Origin of the sequence: Lutibacter profundi, from assembly GCF_001543325.1 — a bacterium.
Lineage (GTDB): Bacteria > Bacteroidota > Bacteroidia > Flavobacteriales > Flavobacteriaceae > Lutibacter > Lutibacter profundi.
This window is the reverse complement of record NZ_CP013355.1, coordinates 2,277,949-2,296,212: the sequence shown is the minus strand read 5'-3', so window position 1 is coordinate 2,296,212 and position 18,264 is coordinate 2,277,949. Positions and strand designations below refer to the sequence as shown.

General features: G+C 28.9%; 15 protein-coding genes. 9 read left to right on the top strand and 6 right to left on the bottom strand.

What is annotated here, in order from left to right:
* Positions 1-18 precede the first annotated feature (18 nt).
* The 8 genes from Lupro_RS10170 to Lupro_RS10135 all read left to right on the top strand — a co-directional run bounded on the left by Lupro_RS10170 (position 19) and on the right by Lupro_RS10135 (position 12,857).
* The gene (locus Lupro_RS10170) at positions 19-3,102 is read left to right on the top strand and encodes an efflux RND transporter permease subunit (RefSeq protein WP_082703895.1); all 3,084 of its coding nucleotides are present in this window, start codon (positions 19-21) and stop codon (positions 3,100-3,102) included.
* 9 nt (positions 3,103-3,111) lie between these two features.
* On the top strand, positions 3,112-4,458 hold the full coding sequence (locus Lupro_RS10165) for a TolC family protein (protein WP_082703894.1): 1,347 nt from the start codon (positions 3,112-3,114) through the stop codon (positions 4,456-4,458).
* A 44-nt stretch (positions 4,459-4,502) separates the two neighbouring features.
* Positions 4,503-5,387, top strand: a complete 885-nt coding sequence (locus tag Lupro_RS10160) for a patatin-like phospholipase family protein (RefSeq protein WP_068209661.1) — start codon at positions 4,503-4,505, stop codon at positions 5,385-5,387.
* A 299-nt stretch (positions 5,388-5,686) separates the two neighbouring features.
* Positions 5,687-6,298: a TetR/AcrR family transcriptional regulator gene (locus Lupro_RS10155; RefSeq protein WP_068209658.1), complete on the top strand. Its 612-nt coding sequence runs from the start codon at positions 5,687-5,689 to the stop codon at positions 6,296-6,298.
* Positions 6,295-7,638, top strand: a complete 1,344-nt coding sequence (locus tag Lupro_RS10150; protein WP_068209655.1) for a TolC family protein — start codon at positions 6,295-6,297, stop codon at positions 7,636-7,638. Before Lupro_RS10155 ends, Lupro_RS10150 begins: the two co-directional genes overlap by 4 nt.
* Before the next feature lie 13 nt (positions 7,639-7,651).
* Entirely contained in the window at positions 7,652-8,785 is a 1,134-nt protein-coding gene (locus tag Lupro_RS10145; RefSeq protein ID WP_068209653.1) for an efflux RND transporter periplasmic adaptor subunit, read from the top strand.
* 30 nt (positions 8,786-8,815) lie between these two features.
* Entirely contained in the window at positions 8,816-12,241 is a 3,426-nt protein-coding gene (locus Lupro_RS10140; protein ID WP_068209650.1) for an efflux RND transporter permease subunit, read from the top strand.
* Between the two features lie 145 nt (positions 12,242-12,386).
* On the top strand, positions 12,387-12,857 hold the full coding sequence (locus Lupro_RS10135; protein ID WP_068209647.1) for a regulatory protein RecX: 471 nt from the start codon (positions 12,387-12,389) through the stop codon (positions 12,855-12,857).
* On the opposite strand, the gene Lupro_RS10130 is transcribed toward Lupro_RS10135, so the two are convergent.
* Together Lupro_RS10130 and Lupro_RS10125 are read right to left on the bottom strand one after the other, a co-directional pair.
* Positions 12,850-13,377 carry a nuclear transport factor 2 family protein gene (locus Lupro_RS10130; protein ID WP_068209644.1) on the bottom strand — a complete coding sequence of 176 codons (528 nt, stop codon included), beginning with the start codon at positions 13,375-13,377 and terminating at the stop codon, positions 12,850-12,852. The genes Lupro_RS10135 and Lupro_RS10130 overlap by 8 nt on opposite strands.
* Positions 13,374-13,919: a hypothetical protein gene (locus tag Lupro_RS10125; protein WP_144439136.1), complete on the bottom strand. Its 546-nt coding sequence runs from the start codon at positions 13,917-13,919 to the stop codon at positions 13,374-13,376. The genes Lupro_RS10130 and Lupro_RS10125 overlap by 4 nt, the downstream gene beginning before the upstream one ends.
* Positions 13,920-14,129: 210 nt before the next feature.
* Between Lupro_RS10125 and Lupro_RS10120 the strand changes: the two genes are divergently transcribed.
* A complete protein-coding gene (locus Lupro_RS10120; protein WP_068209637.1) occupies positions 14,130-15,086 on the top strand; it encodes an NAD-dependent epimerase/dehydratase family protein in 957 nt (318 codons plus the stop codon).
* A gap of 11 nt (positions 15,087-15,097) precedes the next feature.
* Here Lupro_RS10120 and Lupro_RS10115 read toward each other — a convergent pair whose 3' ends face one another.
* From Lupro_RS10115 to Lupro_RS10100, 4 genes are read right to left on the bottom strand one after another with little or no spacing between them, the layout of a single operon-like run.
* Positions 15,098-15,880, bottom strand: a complete 783-nt coding sequence (locus tag Lupro_RS10115) for a nitrous oxide metabolic protein (RefSeq protein WP_068209634.1) — start codon at positions 15,878-15,880, stop codon at positions 15,098-15,100.
* Positions 15,873-16,580, bottom strand: coding sequence for an ABC transporter ATP-binding protein (locus tag Lupro_RS10110; protein WP_068209631.1), 708 nt, complete (start codon positions 16,578-16,580; stop codon positions 15,873-15,875). The genes Lupro_RS10115 and Lupro_RS10110 overlap by 8 nt, the downstream gene beginning before the upstream one ends.
* Positions 16,573-17,805 carry a nitrous oxide reductase family maturation protein NosD gene (locus tag Lupro_RS10105; RefSeq protein ID WP_068209628.1) on the bottom strand — a complete coding sequence of 411 codons (1,233 nt, stop codon included), beginning with the start codon at positions 17,803-17,805 and terminating at the stop codon, positions 16,573-16,575. The genes Lupro_RS10110 and Lupro_RS10105 overlap by 8 nt, the downstream gene beginning before the upstream one ends.
* Positions 17,805-18,251, bottom strand: coding sequence for a nitrous oxide reductase accessory protein NosL (locus Lupro_RS10100; RefSeq protein WP_068209625.1), 447 nt, complete (start codon positions 18,249-18,251; stop codon positions 17,805-17,807). The genes Lupro_RS10105 and Lupro_RS10100 overlap by 1 nt, the downstream gene beginning before the upstream one ends.
* Positions 18,252-18,264: the final 13 nt, after the last annotated feature.

Below are 18,264 nucleotides of genomic sequence, written 5' to 3'. Positions count from 1 at the left end.
AATTAATGAAGTTTTAAAATGAAAAAAATAAATTTTATAGAAGCTGGGATGAAGCATTACCAAATTATACTATCTATAATTGTGGTAATGATGGTGCTGGGAGCGTTTGGACTTAAAAATATGCCCAGACGAGAATTTCCTGAATTTACGATACGTCAGGGAATCGTTGTTGGTGTATATCCTGGTCATACCTCTAAAGAAGTTGAAGAACAACTGACTACAAAAGTTGAAAATTACTTGTTTGGTTACGAAGAAGTAAAAAAAGCTAAAACCTATTCACATTCCAAAGAAGGAATGATGATTGTTTATGTAGAGCTTAATGACAATGTTAAAAATGCTGATAAATTCTGGTCTAAACTAAGGTTAGGCTTGAGCGAATTTAAAGCACAACAATTGCCAAAAGATGTATTGGCATTAATTGGTAGTAATGATTTTGGTGACACTTCTGCACTATTAATTACAATGTCATCTGAAGAGAAAAGTTATAGAGAACTAGAGGTTATCTTAAAAGACTTAGAGTCAGAAGTTAGAAAATTAAATTCTATTTCTAAAATTAAAAGATTTGGTGTTCAAAAAGAAAACATCTATATCTATATAAAACCTGAAAAAATAAATAAGTTCAATGTAAAACCATCTGTAATTTTAGGGTCTTTCCAACTACAAAATGCAATCAATTACTCAGGCTCATTAGATAATGGAGATTTAGATATCCCTATTCATTTACCTCCAAGGTATGAATCTGAAAAAGATATTGAAGAACAAATAATATATTCAGACCCCCAAGGTAACATAATACGATTAAAAGATATCGCTGTTATTGAAAGACGCTATGAAAAACCAATCAATTATATTAGAAACAATGGTAATAATTCCTTGCTGTTATCTTTAGAAATGCAAAAAGGAAATAATATTGTTCATTTTGGAGAAGAGGTAAATAAAATATTAGAACAATTTTCAAACCGAATTGATGATGATGTGAAAATTAATATTATTTCAAATTTACCAGAAGTTGTTGATGATTCGATTTCACATTTTTTAGTAGAATTTATGTTTGCTATTATCGCTGTTATCATTGTAATATTAATTTTTTTACCATTTAGAGTAGCAACAGTTGCAGCAATTTCTATTCCGGTATCTATATTAATTACTATTGGTATTATGCAATTGGTGGGGATTCAACTTCATATTGTAACCTTAGCAGCATTAATAACAGTTTTAGGTATGGTGGTTGACAATGCCATTGTGGTAATTGATAATCATTTAGAAAAACTAGACGAAGGAGAAACTCCTTGGAACGCTGCTTGGAAATCTGCCACAGAACTTTTTGTTCCAGTACTTTCAGCTACTTTAGCCATATCTATGTCCTTTTTACCATTAATGATTTTTCTTGAAGGTATGGCAAGTGATTTTGTTGGAACATTTCCTATTACAATTAGTATTGCTTTAGCTGTTTCAATGGTAGTAGCTATGTTGTTAGTTCCTTTTATCAACTACCTCCTTATTAAAAAGGGCTTACATAAAAAAGAAGGTAAGGAGAAAAGAAAAAGCATACTAGACAGGTTGCAAAACACCTATAATAAAGGTTTAAATTTCACCTTTAAAAACCCAAAATTTACCATACTTACAGGTGTTTTATTTGTTGTTGCTGGAATTTTATTTTTCGCAAACATAGATCAAAAATTATTTCCAGAAATGGACAGAAAGCAGTTTTCTGTAGAGGTATATCTACCAGAAGGATCCTCTATAGAAAAAACAGAAAAAGTAATAACTAATTTAGAAACTATTTTACAAACAGATTCTCGAATTACTAATGTAGCTAGTTTTATAGGTAATGGGTCTCCAAGATTTAATGCATTATATGCGCCTCATTTACCAGCTAAAAATTATGGTCAAATATTAGTTAATACCATATCTAATGAGGCCACACTAGAAGTACTGGCAGAATATAATGAAAAGTACAACGATTTGTTTCCTGAAGCGCACATAAAATGGAAGCAACTTGCTATGGAAACATATAAAGCACCAATTGAAATACGAATTGCTTCCAATAATATTAAAGATTTAAAACAAGTTGCTAAAAAAGTAAAAAACGTACTGAAACAAGAAGGTAATGATGTTGCTTGGATTAGAGATGATTGGGATGAACTAAGGCAAGGAATAGCTGTGAAATTAAATAAAGACAAAACTAATAAATTAGGATATGCAAAATCTTTGGTAGCCTCATCATTACTAGTTTCATTAGATGGTTTGCCAGTAGCTACGGTTTGGGAAAACGATTATCCAATAAATGTTATCCTTACTAAAGACGATTATTTAAAAAATAGTATAGACGATTTAAATAATCAATATGTTACATCACCATTAACATTAGAATCATTACCATTACGTTCTATAGGTACATTGGTTCCTGATTTTACTGAAGGTACTATTGTAAATAGAAACGGAGTTAGAACTTTAACAGTAATGGCAGATTTAAAGACAGGTGTAGTTCCTTCAACATTTTTGAAACAAGTTAAACCATACATTAGTAAAATAACCTTACCTAAAAATTTAAATATTACTTATGGTGGAGATTATGAGGCTTCTTTAGAAAATTTTATTCCAATGGGAAAATCTATGGCAGTTAGTGTGCTGCTTATTTTCTTTATTTTAATGTTCCAATTTCACACCATAAGAAGATCTATGCTAATAATGTCAACCATGCTTCTAAGTTTATTTGGTGCTGGTCTAGGATTATTAATAATGGGATATCAATTTGGTTTCACCTCCTTTATTGGAATTATGGGGTTAATGGGTATTACCGTAAGAAATGGAATCATTTTGGTTGATTATGCACATCAATTAGTAAATGAAGGGATGTCTTTTAAAGATGCAGGTATTGCAGCTGGTAAAAGAAGAATGCGACCAATATTCCTTACCTCTATGGCTGCCGCAATTGGTGTAGTGCCAATGATTATTAGTAAGTCTTCTTTGTGGGCTCCTTTAGGAACCGTAATATTCTTTGGGTTAATTACAGGTATGATTTTAACTTTGTTAATACTACCAGTACTTTATTGGAAATCTACAAGTGAAAAAGAGATAAAAAAAACAATAACAGAATAAAATATATAAATGAAAAATATAATTTTACACATCAGCTTAGCACTTATATTAAGTGTGCCTCTAAGCGCACAAAACATAAAGTTAGACTCTGCTAAAGTTCTTTCTTTAGAGAATAATAAACGTATTAAAGATGCTCTTTTTAAACTCAAGGCTTCTGAAAAAGTAAAAGAAAGTGCTTTTACAAATTTTTTTCCAAAAGTAGAGGCTTCAGGTTTTGCACTACGTTCATCAGATTATTTATTAGACATACAAACACCTGAAATGAATTTACCGATATATGATGGAAACCCTGCAAATTTACCTAATGCAACCCTGTTTGCTTATGTACCATCACTTAGTATTCAATCATTAGATTATGTGAATACTGCAATGATTACAGCTACACTTCCTATTTATGCTGGAGGACGTATTCGAAATGGAAATAATCTAGCCCAATTGGGTGTAGAAATTAACCAAGACCAACTTAATCTATCTATAGATCAAATTTTAACAACTACAGAGGGTTACTATTGGAGTTTGGTTGCTCTAAATGAAAAAAAAATAACGCTCTATAATTATGAAAAGTTATTACTTAGATTACAAAAGGAAGTCCAAGATTATTATGATGCAGGGATGATTAATAAGAGTGATTTGCTTAAAGTGAAATTAGAATTAAATAAAATTGAAGTTAATAAGTTAAAACTGAATAATGGTATAGAAATGCTTAAGAGGGTATTTTGTCAACACATTGGTATTCGTTATAATCAGTCCTTTAATGTGAATGATTCCATTGTTTCAGTACTACCTCCAGAAAGTTATTTTTTAGCAACAGATAGCGCCTTAAAAAATCGCAATGAATATAAAATGCTTAATAAAGTAATTGAAGCAGAAGAGTTACAAAAGAAAATGGCATTAGGAGAATACCTCCCTCAATTAGCTGTAGGAGCAAGCGGTTTGTACTTAGATGCATTTGAACAAAATAATAGCTATGGATTAGCCTTTGCTACTTTATCTATTCCAATATCAGATTGGTGGGGAGGTTCTAAAAAATTACAAGAACAAGATATAAAAATTAAAATAGCACAAAACAATTTAGAAGATAAATCTGAGCTATTAAAGTTACAAATAACAAAAGCATATAAGGATTTAACTATTAGTTATAAGCAAATTGAAATTGCAAAAAAATCTTTAAAACAATCGTTAGAATATCAAAAAGAATTGGAAGATAACTACGATGCTGGATTAACTAGCACTTCGGATTTACTGGAAGCAAAAGCACTTGCGCAACAGGCTAAAGATGAATTTATAGATGCTAAAAGCCAATACAAAATTAAAGTAGCAACCTATTTGCTTTCAGTTGGCAAAACAACAGAATAAGCTTATTTACAAATAAATATAATTATGGTATCTTTAGCTTAAAAATGAAACAAAAAATTGCATTAGTACTATCAGGAGGCGGAGCAAGAGGTATCGCTCATATTGGTGTTATTGAAGAGTTAGAAAAACAAGGATTTGAAATTAGTTCTATTGCAGGAACTTCAATGGGAGCCTTAGTTGGTGGGGTTTATGCTTCTGGAAAAATGGAAGCGTATAAAAAATGGATGTACACACTTGATAAATTAGATATTTTTAAGCTTATTGATTTTTCATTTAGCGCTAATGGTTTAGTAAAGGGAGATAAAATTTTAAGAAAAATGAAAAGTTTTATTTCTAATAAAAATATTGAAGATTTTGATATAGATTTTACCTGTGTAGCAACAGATATAGTTAATGATAAAGAATATATTTTTGAATCTGGAGACATCTTTGAAGCTATAAGAGCTTCCGTATCAATTCCAACTGTTTTTGTTCCTGTTAAAAAAGGCTCATCTGTACTAGTAGATGGAGGTGTTATCAATAATATACCAATAAAACATGTTACAAGGCATAAAAATGATTTATTGGTAGTTGTTCATGTAAATGCCGATGTTCCTGTTTACAAACCCCTTCTATCAACTACCGAAAAAAAAATTAAAGAAATATCTTATTTCACTAAAATAAAGAACTTTCAAAACCAGATTAATAAATTAAAATCAAACCAACATGATAAAAAGTTTGGCTATTTTAACCTTATAAATAAAACCCTAGGCTTAATGTCAAACCAACTTTCTAAATTAATATTAGCAGAATATAATCCTGATATTTTAATCAATGTATCTAGAAAAACTTGTGGTCTTTTTGATTTTTATAAAGCTGAAGAATTAGTTGAAATAGGTAAACACATAGCAAGTAAAAGTATTGAGACACATAAAAATAAATCTACTTAAATTATAAAACATAAAATTATTTATTTAGGAATTCTCTTTGTTAGTATTAGGTCTCGACTGCGCTTGACCTGATAAATTATTAAATTTATATGTTTAACACTCACGTTTTATCATTTTAAATATATAAGCTAAGTTAGCTACTAATATCTCCATAAACTAAAATAGTTATTGTATTACCCACCTTAAAATGCACCTATCAAATTTATTTCACCATACAAACCTCAGATACTGCGGAAACTTTATTTGTGTTTTAAGTTTCCTTTAGTATCTTTGCACTTTAAAAATTGTAAAACAATTTAATGAAAAGTGAAATCTTAAAAAAATCAGGTGAAATATTTTTAAAATTTGGTTTTAAAAGTACCACTATGGATGATATTGCAAATAAAATGGCAATATCTAAAAAAACCATTTATAAATACTTCAAAAATAAAGAACAACTAGTTAAAGAATCTGTTAGTTTTTTTCACAATACCATTCATAATGAAGTTATTAGCGTTTGCGGCAGAGGGTATAACGCTATTGAAGAAAATTTTGAAATAAAAAAAATGTTTAAAGATTTACTTCAAAACTCTAGTGAATCTCCCATGTTTCAATTGCAAAAATATTATCCCGAAACCTATAAAAATGTAATGAAAAACGAATTTACCATGTTTAGAGATTGCATTTCTCAAAACATAGAAAAAGGTATTTCTGAAAAATTATATAGAGAGAATTTAGATGTTAACCTTATAACTAAACTATACTTTACCTTAGTTTTTGGCATACATGATGCAAATTTATTTCCGCTAGAAAACAAAACATTAAATCAACTAGAAATAGATGCCTTGGAATATCATACCAGAGCAATTGCAACAAAAAAAGGAATAGAAATGTTAGAAGAACAATTAGAGAAAAACAAAAGTCAACTATGAAAAAAATAACACTATTATTTATAGGAATATTTTTGAGTGTTGTTGTAAATGCACAAGAAAATATTTCACTATCACTTGAACAAGCTATAAATTACGCATTAAAAAATAGTTACGCTGCTATTAATGCATCAAGAGATATTGACGTTGCTAAAAAGAAAAAATGGGAAACTACAACCATGGGCTTACCACAAATAGATGCCAAAATTGATTACAAGCAATGGTTAAAAGAGCAATTAATTTTAATACCTGCTGAATTTATTGGTGGTAATCCGGGAGAATTTACAGAAGTATCATTTGTAACAAAACACAATATGAATGCTTCTGCTACTTTAAGTCAGTTAATTTTTGACGGTTCTTATATCGTTGGTTTACAATCAGCCAAAACTTACTTAAAAATATATGAAAATGCCAAGGAAAAAACAGATTTAAGTATTAGAGAGGCAACTATAAATGCATATGGCAATGTTCTGTTAAGTGAAGAAAGTCTTCTAATTTTACAAAAAAACATTCAAAATTTAGAAAAAACACTTCGAGAAACTGAGCAAATTTATTTAAATGGTTTAGGTGAAGAAGAGAGTGTTGAGCAATTAAAAATAACATTATCATCCGTTAGAAGTAAGCTTTCAAAAACTAAAAATTTAAGAAACATTGCCTATAAAATGTTAAACATAACTTTGGGAATTGATATAAACACCAACGTTATTTTAACCGACTCATTAAACAAATTAACAAAAGAAAATATTGATTTAGGATTACTGTCTTCTGATTTAACAATTGAAAATCACGTAGACTTTAAAATTGCAAAGAATACAGAAAAATCAAATGAACTTCTAGTGAAATTAGAGCAAAGTAAAGCACTGCCTTCTTTAAGTAGTTTTGTGAACTTTGATTACGGCGGGTTTGGAAATAACTTTAATTTTCTTAATAAAGAACAACGATGGTTTGGCTCATCATTACTTGGCGTAACTTTAAATATACCCCTGTTTAGTAGTTTGGCAAGAAGTGCTAGAACACAACAAGCTAAAATTGAACTTGAAAAAGCACGAACCAATTTAACAGAAACTGAACAAAAATTACAACTACAATTAGAAACTGCTAAAACCGAATACAATTTTAGTATTGAAGAACTAGAAACTGCAAAGCAAAATTTAACATTGGCTCAACGCATAGAGCATAAACAACAAATCAAATTTTTTGAAGGAATTTCAACAAGTTTTGATTTGCTACAAGCTCAAAGACAATTGTACACGTTACAACAAAATTATTTACAAGCAATGCTTACAGTAATTGAAACCAAAGCAGCTTTAGACAATGCATTAAATACACCAATTAATAACTAGAAAATAGTCAACAATGAAAAACATAATCACCTTTTTAATAATTTCTATACTACTAATCTCTTGTAAAAGCGAATCTAAAAAAGGTTCATTAGAAGAGTTAACAAATCAGAAAACTGTTCTAACTGGTAAAATTGAAAGTTTATCAAAGGAGTTAAAAACGGTTGAAGAGCAAATTTCAAAATTAGATAATCGTGAAAATTTACAAATAATAACTGTAATACCTGTTAAAAATGATACTTTTAAACATTACGTAGAAATTCAGGGAATAGTACAAGCCGATAAAAACATTGAAATTCGTCCTGAGTTAGGAGGAATTGTAAAAACTATTTTTGTAAAAGAAGGGCAACGTGTTACTGGTGGACAAACACTAATTCAATTAGAAGATGTCGAACTTCAAGATGCAATTACTGAGCTAAACACCCAACTATTTTTAGCAAAAACAACTTTTGAACGTCAAAAACGCCTTTGGGATCAAAAAATAGGTTCTGAAATACAATATTTACAAACTAAAACTAAAAAAGAAAGTTTAGAAAACAAACTAGCTAGTTTAAAAACCCAAGCAAAAAAAATGAAAATTACAGCACCTTTTAGTGGTGTTGTTGATGAAATTTTTCCTAAAAAAGGGGAACTTACCAGCCCTCAATTAGTAATTATACGTTTATTAAATTTAGACAATATTTACGTTGAAGCTGACGTAACCGAAACGTATTTACCAATAATTAAAATAGGTACAGAAACTATAATTAGTTTCCCTTCAATTCATAAAGAAGTAACTGCAAAAATAACTCAAGTTGGAAATTATATAAATCCAAACAATAGAAGTTTTAAAACAAGAATTAACCTTCCAAATAAAAATCAACGTATTAAACCTAACTTATTGGCTGATGTTAAATTTTTAGATTTTAAAGCCAATGGTATTATAGTTCCATCAAATTTAGTACAGCAAGATCAAAATAACAATAATTATGTATTTACAGTTAAAACTAAAAATGGAGAACATACCGTTGTAAAAAGCATAATAACTGCTGCAAAAGAGTACAATCATAAAACGTATGTAAGTGAAGGGTTGACAAAAAATGATACTATCGTAAATAAAGGAGCTAGGCTTGTACAAGCTGGTGAAATTGTTAAAATAAGTGCAAACTAAATTTAAAATTAACTTAGAAGAAATCTTATAATGAATAAAGTATTAAAAGAGTTTAAACTTTCAACATGGTCAATTCATAATAAAATGACTGTATTTGTGTTGATTGTAATGATTTTTATAGCTGGTATATTCTCTTACCAAAGTATGCCTAGAGAGGCCTTCCCTGAAATTGTTATTCCTCAAATATTTATATCAACACCTTATCCCGGAAACTCAGCAATTGACATCGAAAAGTTAATTACACGTCCACTTGAAAAAGAAATTAATGGAATATCTGGAGTTGATGAAATTATTTCAACTTCAATTGAAGGTTTTTCTTCTATTCAAGTAAAATTTGATTTTAGTATTACCCCAACTGAAGCATTGCGTAAGGTAAAAGACAAAGTTGATGCAGCAAAATCTGACAAAGATTTCCCAACAGATTTACCTGCCGATCCCAACGTACAAGAAATGAATTTTGCCGAATTAAGGCCAATAATGAATATTAATTTGTCAGGAGATTTTTCTATGGATGAATTAAAAGAATATGGCGAATATTTAGAAGATGAAATTGAAAAGGTTCCTGAAATTTCAAAAGTTGATATTCGCGGTATTCAAGATAAAGAAATGGAAATTAGTGTTGACTTGTACAAAATGGAAGTCTCACTAATTAGTTTTAATGATATCGCTCAAGCTATTCAAAATGAAAATATAACTATTTCTGGCGGTGATTTATTAGAAGAAGGTTTGCGTAGAAATGTGCGCATTATTGGCGAATTTAAATCGGCAAAAGAAATAGCAGATATTATTGTAAAGCAAGAACATGGACACATTGTTTACTTGCGTGATATTGCTAGTGTTAATTTTAAAGAACAAGAAAAACAAAGTTATGCGCGTGAGTTTTCGCAGCCAGTAGTTATGCTTGATGTTACAAAGCGTGGTGGTGAAAATTTAATAAATGCTTCTGAACAAATTGATGTAATTATTGCGAAAGCTAAAGAAGATTATTTCCCTTCAAACTTAAACATTTCTAAAACAAATGATCAAACTAACGACACCAAAACAATGGTTGCCGATTTGGAAAACAGTATTATTTTAGGAATTATATTAGTGGTGTTGGTATTACTTTTTTTCCTTGGAATTAGAAATGCTCTTTTTGTAGGAATTGCTATTCCATTATCTATGTTTATCTCCTTTATTGTACTTAGTGCTTTAGGTGTTACCTTAAATATAATGGTGTTATTCTCTTTAGTAATTGCTCTGGGAATGTTGGTAGATAATGGTATTGTGGTAGTTGAAAATGTGCATCGGTTATTAGATGAAGGCTATTCAAAAATAGATGCTGCTAAATATGGCGTTGGAGAAGTTGCCATGCCAATTATTGCTTCAACAGCAACTACTTTGGCGGCCTTTTTACCTTTGGCTTTTTGGCCTGGAATAATGGGTGAATTTATGAGATACTTGCCTATTACGTTAATTATTGTTTTAACATCTTCTTTGTTTGTTGCATTAGTTATAAACCCTATGTTAACTTCTGTTTTTATGAAAATAAAAGAAGATAAAGTTAATTTTAAAAAAATATTATTATATAGTTCTATCGTTTTTTCTGTAGGAGTTGTGTTTATAATTTTAGGGTTAACAACAGAAACTAAAGGATTTAACGCATTCGGATTACTTCTTGTTTTCGCTGGTTTATTAAGAGTTATAAATACTAAAATATTATCCCCAGCAACTGCATGGTTTCAATATGTTTATTTACCTAGACAAGAAAATTTATATGAGCGAGTTTTACGATTTTCATTAAAAGGGAAAAGACCTAGAAGATTTCTTTTTGGAACTTTTGGTTTGTTAATTTTATCTATACTGCTTTTTGGTGTATTTCCTCCTAAAGTACTTTTCTTTCCAGAAACACCGCCAAAACAAGTATATGTTTATTTAGAATACCCTATTGGAACAGATATTGAAGTGACCAATAAACTTTCATCTGAAATTGAAACTAAAATTCAAAATTATTTAAAGAAATATGAAATAAACGGAGCTAATTTTTTAATTACTTCAGTTATTGGACAAGTTGGTGAAGGAACTAGCGACCCAAATAGAGGTCAACCAGGTGGACCAACACCTAACAAAGCTCGTATAACAGTAGATTTTGTGAAATTTATGGAGCGAAAAGGAATTCATACCAATGATGTTTTAATTGAAATTAGAAATTTACTTCAAGAATACCCAGGCGTAAATATAACGGTTGATAAACCATCGGATGGACCTCCAACTGGTGCTCCAATTAATATTGAAGTTTCAGGTGAAGATTACAATCAATTATTAACAACATCAGAAGCTATAAAACAATTTATTAACGAATCCAATATTTTAGGTATTGAAGATTTAAAATTAGATGTAGAACAAGGCAAACCAGAATTACCTATTATTATTGACCGTCAGAAAGCTAGACGTTTAAATATCTCAACAGTACAAATTGGAGATGCTTTAAGAACTTCATTATTTGGAAAAGAAGTTTCAACTTTTAAAGATGGTGAAGATGATTATCCAATTAACATCCGGTTAATGGATAAATACAGATACAATAAAGAGGCACTTATTAATCAAAAAATCACCTTTAGAAACCAAAGTGATGGTAAAATTGTACAAGTCCCAATTTCTGCAGTAGCACACGCTGAAAAATCATCAACTTTTAGTGCTGTTAAACGAAAAGATTTAAAAAGGGTTATTACCATTTTTTCAAATGTTCTTGAAAATTACAACGCTACTGAAGTGAATGATCAAATTAGAAAAATTTTAGCAAATTATAAGTTACCTAAAAATGTTGCTGTTTCATTTACTGGCGAACAAGAAAAACAAGCTGAAGAAATGGCATTTTTAAGCAAGGCTTTATTAATAGCGGTATTTTTAATTTTCTTAATTCTTGTAGGTCAATTTAACTCAACTTCAACACCTATTATCATTTCATTATCGGTTGTGTTAAGTTTAATTGGTGTATTACTTGGGTTAATTGCTTTTAGAATGGAATTTGTGATTATGATGACTATGATTGGTGTTATTTCACTAGCAGGTATTGTAGTAAACAATGCCATTGTATTGATAGATTATACTATTTTAATTATGCAACGTAAACGATTAGAACTAGGTTTAGAAGAAGGAATATTAACCAAAGAACTAATTTATGAAAGTATTGTTGAGGGTGGTAAAACACGCTTAAGACCTGTGATATTAACAGCTATAACAACTATTTTAGGATTATTACCAATGGCAATTGGTATTAATATAAATTTTATGACACTGTTTACGGAGTTTAACCCTCAGTTTTATATTGGTGGTGAAAATGTTGCCTTTTGGGGGCCAATGTCTTGGACCATTATTTTTGGATTAACTTTTGCCACTTTTTTAACATTAATTATTGTTCCTGTGATGTTTTCAATATTAAACAACTTTAAATTGTGGCTAAATAGAAAGCAATAGATTACTTAAAATTGGCTGTCTGAAAATAACAGAATGCACCGTCATTCTGAACTTGATTCAGCATCTTATTATAAGAACCTGAATCAAGTTTAGATTAACGAAAAGAATAACTTTTAAAAGCCTTATTTAATTTTAATAAACATTCATGAAAAAACAAAAATCATATACTGTTGATGAAGCTACTAAAGTTTTAGAACATTTTTGTGCATACCAAGAACGGTGTCATAAAGAAGTTGAACAAAAATTATATGATTTACAAATGATTCCTGAAGCCAAAGAAAAGATAATTCTTCATTTATTACAGCATAATTTTTTAAATGAAGAACGATTTGCTAAAGCTTTTGTAAGAGGTAAATTCTCTATCAAAAAATGGGGAAAAATTAAAATTGTGAATGAACTTAAATTTAAAAATATTTCTTCATACAATATTAAAACGGCTTTGAAAGAAATTAATGAAGAGGAATATTTTAGTACGCTCCAAAAAATTGCTAAAAAAAAAATGAGTCTGATAAGAGAACCAAATGCGTTTAAGAAAAAAAATAAACTTGTTACTTTTCTTATTTCAAAAGGTTATGAATCTGAATTAATTTATAAGATTGTAAATACCCTTATTTAACATATTTTCTAATTTTTTTTAGAAATAATGAATCTTTTTCTTTATTTATTTTTCTTACATCTTCTACATTACCATTAGGTATTGTTAAAGAAAGAACATAGTGTTCAATTTTCCAAGTATCTCCATTTTTCTTTAATACTCCTGAACCTCTACAAACCCCCATCCAAGTATCTAATAATTCATCAAACCATGCAATTCTCCCATCTGAATTAACATACACATTACGTTCAACAGGCTTAAAGTTCCAAGCCTTACCTTTATCAAAATAAGGTTTACTAAAATTTTTAAATGCTGGAATTGTCCAGTTTTCTGAAGCATCCGTCCCTATAAAAATAGCATCTGCAGCCATCGCATTAAAATACAAATCAAAATTTGCTTCAGCAGCGCTTTTATGCCACGCATTTAGTACATTATTAATCTTTTCTTTCTCAACAGTAATATTAACTTGTTTTGATGTTTGTTTTTTTTCACAACTCAAAAACAAAGATGATATAAGTAAAAAATAAATTATATTTTTCATTGTTTCGTTTTTTTTGGTGGTATTATTCTATTTGTGTACTTCTTATATTTTTTTATAGGTTTCTGCTTCTTTTCAATTTCAACAGGACTTTCAGTATCAACCTCTAATGATTTTTGAATAGCTGCCACCTTATAAATTGTATTTATCTTAGAATTAACTGCTGAATAAATTTCAACTATTTTTTCAACCTCATTTTTTACTTCTTCATTAGAAATTGTATGAATTGTAGCCATATCAGCCAATCTTAAAGCTTCATTATGCAATACATTTAAACGAGCAATAACGCTTGGTTGCTTTAACTGTTCAACCCTAATAGAATCCTTCATTTGCTTTATTAACTCAGAAAGTTCACGCGCATTTTGAAGTGCTTCCATATTTGAAATATTATAATATTTTAAAATAAATTTATCTACATTTCTATATTCTTTCCAATCTGAAATTGCTTTTTTTGCTTTCGGAATCAACGTTTCTCCAAGTCTGCTAACTATTCTATAATCTAAACTTATTTTTAATGAATCTGAGTTTTTAGTTCCTTCTTGCATCTTTTTTGAATTGTTACAAGAAAAAATTAAAAATAAAAAGATTAATAAAAAACTATATAAGTATTTCATTTTAAAATTTATTGACTTCAAAAATACTAATTATTAAGCTATTTTATTAAAAAAATATTGTTTTGATAAAAATCGAACCAATATCTATAAAAAATTTATTTTAAGTATCTTTGAAGTCACAACAAAAGGATATATAGCTATATGAATAACCGTATTTTAATTATTGGGGCTTGTGGTCAAATTGGTACTGAATTGACACTAAAACTTCGTGAAGTTAATGGAAGTGATGCTGTAATTGCTGCTGATATTAGAGAGGGAAATGATGAGTTAATGCAGTCTGGGCCTTTTGAAATAGTAGATGCTTTAAATAAAGGTGCTATTGAAAAAATTATTGATAAATACGCAATTAATGAATTGTATTTAATGGCAGCAATGCTTTCTGCAACTGGTGAAAAGCACCCTTCAAAAGCTTGGGAATTAAATATGAACTCATTATTTAATGTACTTAATTTAGCTAAAGAAGGAAAGATTAAAAAAGTTTTTTGGCCAAGTTCTATTGCTGTATTTGGACCAACTACACCTAAAGAAAACACCCCTCAAAAAACAATTATGGAGCCTACAACAGTTTATGGTATAAGTAAACTTGCAGGTGAACGTTGGTGTGAATATTATTACAATAGGTATGGTGTTGATGTTAGAAGCCTACGTTATCCTGGAATTATAAGTTGGAAAACAAATCCTGGAGGTGGAACTACCGATTACGCCGTAGAAATTTATCACAATGCACTGCACAATCGTAAATATGATTCTTTTTTAAGTGAAAATACAAAACTACCAATGATGTATATGGATGATGCAATTGAAGCTACCATAAAAATTATGGATGTAAAACCAGAAGCAATAAAAATTAGATCATCTTATAATTTGGCTGCAATGAGTTTTACACCTGAACAAATTGCCTCAGAAATAAAAACTTTTATCCCTGAGTTTGAAATTACTTATCATAAAGATTTTAGGCAAAATATTGCTGATAGTTGGCCAAGAAGTATTGATGATTCTAATGCTAAAAAAGATTGGGGGTGGCAACCTAAATTTGATTTACACTCAATGTCTGAAAATATGTTAAATAGTTTATTTAAAAAATTTAACAACAACTAAACTTCACTATATTAAAAATCTTTTTTTCTAAGTTTCCTATTGATTCTAAAAACTGGGAATACTACCCATAATATAAGTGTACACATTGAAAGTAACATTCCCATATTTGTTCCAAAAAACTTTCTGAAAACAGCTCCTGTATAACCTAATAATGCTGAAATATCTAATTTCAATAAAATTAGTATTCTTGATAAATCAATAGGGTTAAACATGGTTGCAATTAATGAAAATTTATCTAGCGGATAATCATTAAAAACCATCAAAGAAATTAAGAAAATACCATCATATATAACAGCTAAAAACAACCACATTAAAATTGCATATCCAAAACCTTTTATTTTATTTTCGGTTGAAAGTGCTATATTATATGAAAGAGCAACAAAAATAAAGTTTAAAAATGAGCCAACTACTAACAATAAACTAAAATTAAAAATTGCTGCAGATTTAAATAAGCCATATGCTATAAATGGAATTCCTAAACCTAGGAGTAAACTTAGTGTTAATGAAAGTGATATACCCATGTATTGCCCCATAAATATTTTACTTCTATTTATTGGTTGTGCCAACAACAACTCTGTAAATTCTCTTGAATTATAATAATACATAACCCCAAAAATAGTTCCTATAAGCGGTGTTAATACTATAATGATATTCATTAATGTTATTACTGCTTTTGATACATCATTATTTAAAAATAACAATACAAAACCTAGTAATAAATAAAAGACAAAGTACACGTAGCTCCATCTACTACGCATAAGGTCATAAAAACTATATTTTAATATTTTAAGCATATTGTTTTGAAATTAAATTGGCAATGGCATGCTCTAAATTATTATTATTGGTTTGCTTTTTAAGGGCTTCAATACTTCCTTTGAAATAAATTTTACCATCTAACAGAAATACAATTTCATCAGCCAACTCATCAACAACACTCATAATGTGCGTTGTTATTAATATGGTTTTCCCATTCGCTTTTTCTTGTTGTATTAACTCTTTTAAGTGAATAAGTGCTATGGGATCTAAACCTGTAGTTGGTTCGTCTAAAATTATTAGTTCACTGTCAAACATAAACGTAAGTACAATATTTACTTTCTGTTTTGTTCCACCCGATAAATTTCCTAATTTTTTATTTAAAAAATCTTCTAAACCAAAAAGTTCTATTAATTTAGATTCTTTTGATTCTTTTGGGCGAAGGTTTTTTACCATATTAATTAGTTCAATAACTGTTAAATTTGGGGGGAAATTGGCTATTTGAGGTAAATAATTTAAATTATTTCTATACTCCCATTTTTTTAAAACACTCTCATTATTAAAGTTTATTTCTCCTTTATTTGGAATTACCATTCCTAGCAAACATTTAATTAGTGTTGTTTTACCCGATCCATTTGGTCCTAGAATGGCAAAAATTCCTCCTTTTTTTATTGACAAATCTAAACCGTCTAAAACAGTTAATTTACCAAAACTTTTGTGTAAATTTTTAAATTCAATCATTAATTCTTTTCATTATAGGGTTCTTATCCATTAAATTATCTGGTGTAAAAACCGGTGAAACTTTTTCTGAAAAATTGATAATATCTACAAATAAACTTCTTAATAATACCAAAGCTTCTGGTGTTTTATTTACGATGTATGAAAATAATTTTACTGGACGATATGGGATATCACCAATTCCATCATTATTTAAATCATATCCTGTATACTCACTCCAATAATTATTTTCAAATTTATTATCGTTTACTTTAGAATTATATGCTAAATCTAAAGAATTATGCATAAAGTCATTCTTTTCAAAAATATTTGCATAACAAGCTCCTGCAATTTTAACTGCCCAACCATTACGCAAGAAAGTATTATTTGTATAATTAATTCTGGTACAACCTTCTCCGTTTATACCTATGGTATTTTCTTCAAATAAATTATTGTAAATTTCAGCGTCATAAATTTCTTTTAATAATAATCCATACGAAGCAGAACCCCAATTTAATTTAAACGTATTGTTATACATTGTAATGAACTTAGAAAACATAACTGCTACACCAGCACCATTGTTTCTAAACTCATTATGGTGATAGATATTATGGTTTGAAAACATAAAATGCAATCCATAACGAATATTATCATGACTTACATTTTTATAAATTTTACTTTTCTTAACAAATTCAAAGTAAAGTCCATCTCGTAATCCAAACAATTCATTATTGTAAATTTCCATTTCACTTCCACTCCATATATGAATACCATTACCAGAGCTCGCTTCATTTTTCCTATCACTTGAAATTTTATTATTACGTATTATACCTCTCTTTGATTTTTCAATTAAAATTCCAAAAAAAACACCTTCTAATATACAATCTTCAATGATGAAATTTTCTGCTTTCACAACTCTTATTGCTGCATAATCAATGGTATAACTTAAACCAACATTGATAATTTTTATACCTTTTATTGTGAAATTATCTGTTTCAAATATTAGTATCCCTCCTTCATTTTCACCATCAATTATGGCTCCTTTTTCACCTATTAATGAAATTGATTTATCAATAATAATGTTTTGCTCTTTATATACGCCTTTCTTAACTAAAATTGTATCACCTGCTACTGAGATTTTAATGGCCTCTGTTATGGTTTTTATATTACAGCTATTACAAACCTCAATTTGTTTAGCCGTGCTAGTTAAGATACTGAAAAAAAGGAAAAAGAAAATTTTAAATCTCATTATTTATCTGAAAGCTTTTGTTTTAACGTTATCCAAGTGTAATTTTCTCCTCCATATTGTTGCTTAAATTCTTCAGCCTTACTTTTTGAAGAAAAGGCAGATAAATTTGCTCCCATAGGACTTTTAATTTTTTTACTAATTAAATATGTTGCTGTTTTAGCAGCAATCATTTCTCCAGGTTTTCCATAATTAGCAACCAACAGCATTGCCATATCTCCTTCATTTTTATTACTTAAATCATTAATCATACATTCAATTGAATCAAACTTAAACTGCTTTCCTTTATTTGTAACGTATTGGGCAGCATGTGTTTTATCAACAATATTCATTTTACAAAAACTACATTGATCTTTCCCGTATTCAATTGGTTGCGGTTCAACTTTACAAGAAATTACAAATAACAAAACAAAGATACCTATTATTGGTTTTAAATAATTTATTTTCATTATTTTCAGTTTT

Excerpts from the sequence above, each read along its gene's own strand:
- Lupro_RS10170 (WP_082703895.1), top strand. The coding sequence starts at position 19 with ATGAAAAAAATAAATTTTATAGAAGCTGGGATGAAGCATTACCAAATT.
- Lupro_RS10165 (WP_082703894.1), top strand. The coding sequence starts at position 3,112 with ATGAAAAATATAATTTTACACATCAGCTTAGCACTTATATTAAGTGTG.
- Lupro_RS10160 (WP_068209661.1), top strand. The coding sequence starts at position 4,503 with ATGAAACAAAAAATTGCATTAGTACTATCAGGAGGCGGAGCAAGAGGT.
- Lupro_RS10155 (WP_068209658.1), top strand. The coding sequence starts at position 5,687 with ATGAAAAGTGAAATCTTAAAAAAATCAGGTGAAATATTTTTAAAATTT.
- Lupro_RS10150 (WP_068209655.1), top strand. The coding sequence starts at position 6,295 with ATGAAAAAAATAACACTATTATTTATAGGAATATTTTTGAGTGTTGTT.
- Lupro_RS10145 (WP_068209653.1), top strand. The coding sequence starts at position 7,652 with ATGAAAAACATAATCACCTTTTTAATAATTTCTATACTACTAATCTCT.
- Lupro_RS10140 (WP_068209650.1), top strand. The coding sequence starts at position 8,816 with ATGAATAAAGTATTAAAAGAGTTTAAACTTTCAACATGGTCAATTCAT.
- Lupro_RS10135 (WP_068209647.1), top strand. The coding sequence starts at position 12,387 with ATGAAAAAACAAAAATCATATACTGTTGATGAAGCTACTAAAGTTTTA.
- Lupro_RS10130 (WP_068209644.1), bottom strand. The coding sequence starts at position 13,377 with ATGAAAAATATAATTTATTTTTTACTTATATCATCTTTGTTTTTGAGT.
- Lupro_RS10125 (WP_144439136.1), bottom strand. The coding sequence starts at position 13,919 with ATGCAAGAAGGAACTAAAAACTCAGATTCATTAAAAATAAGTTTAGAT.
- Lupro_RS10120 (WP_068209637.1), top strand. The coding sequence starts at position 14,130 with ATGAATAACCGTATTTTAATTATTGGGGCTTGTGGTCAAATTGGTACT.
- Lupro_RS10115 (WP_068209634.1), bottom strand. The coding sequence starts at position 15,880 with ATGCTTAAAATATTAAAATATAGTTTTTATGACCTTATGCGTAGTAGA.
- Lupro_RS10110 (WP_068209631.1), bottom strand. The coding sequence starts at position 16,580 with ATGATTGAATTTAAAAATTTACACAAAAGTTTTGGTAAATTAACTGTT.
- Lupro_RS10105 (WP_068209628.1), bottom strand. The coding sequence starts at position 17,805 with ATGAGATTTAAAATTTTCTTTTTCCTTTTTTTCAGTATCTTAACTAGC.
- Lupro_RS10100 (WP_068209625.1), bottom strand. The coding sequence starts at position 18,251 with ATGAAAATAAATTATTTAAAACCAATAATAGGTATCTTTGTTTTGTTA.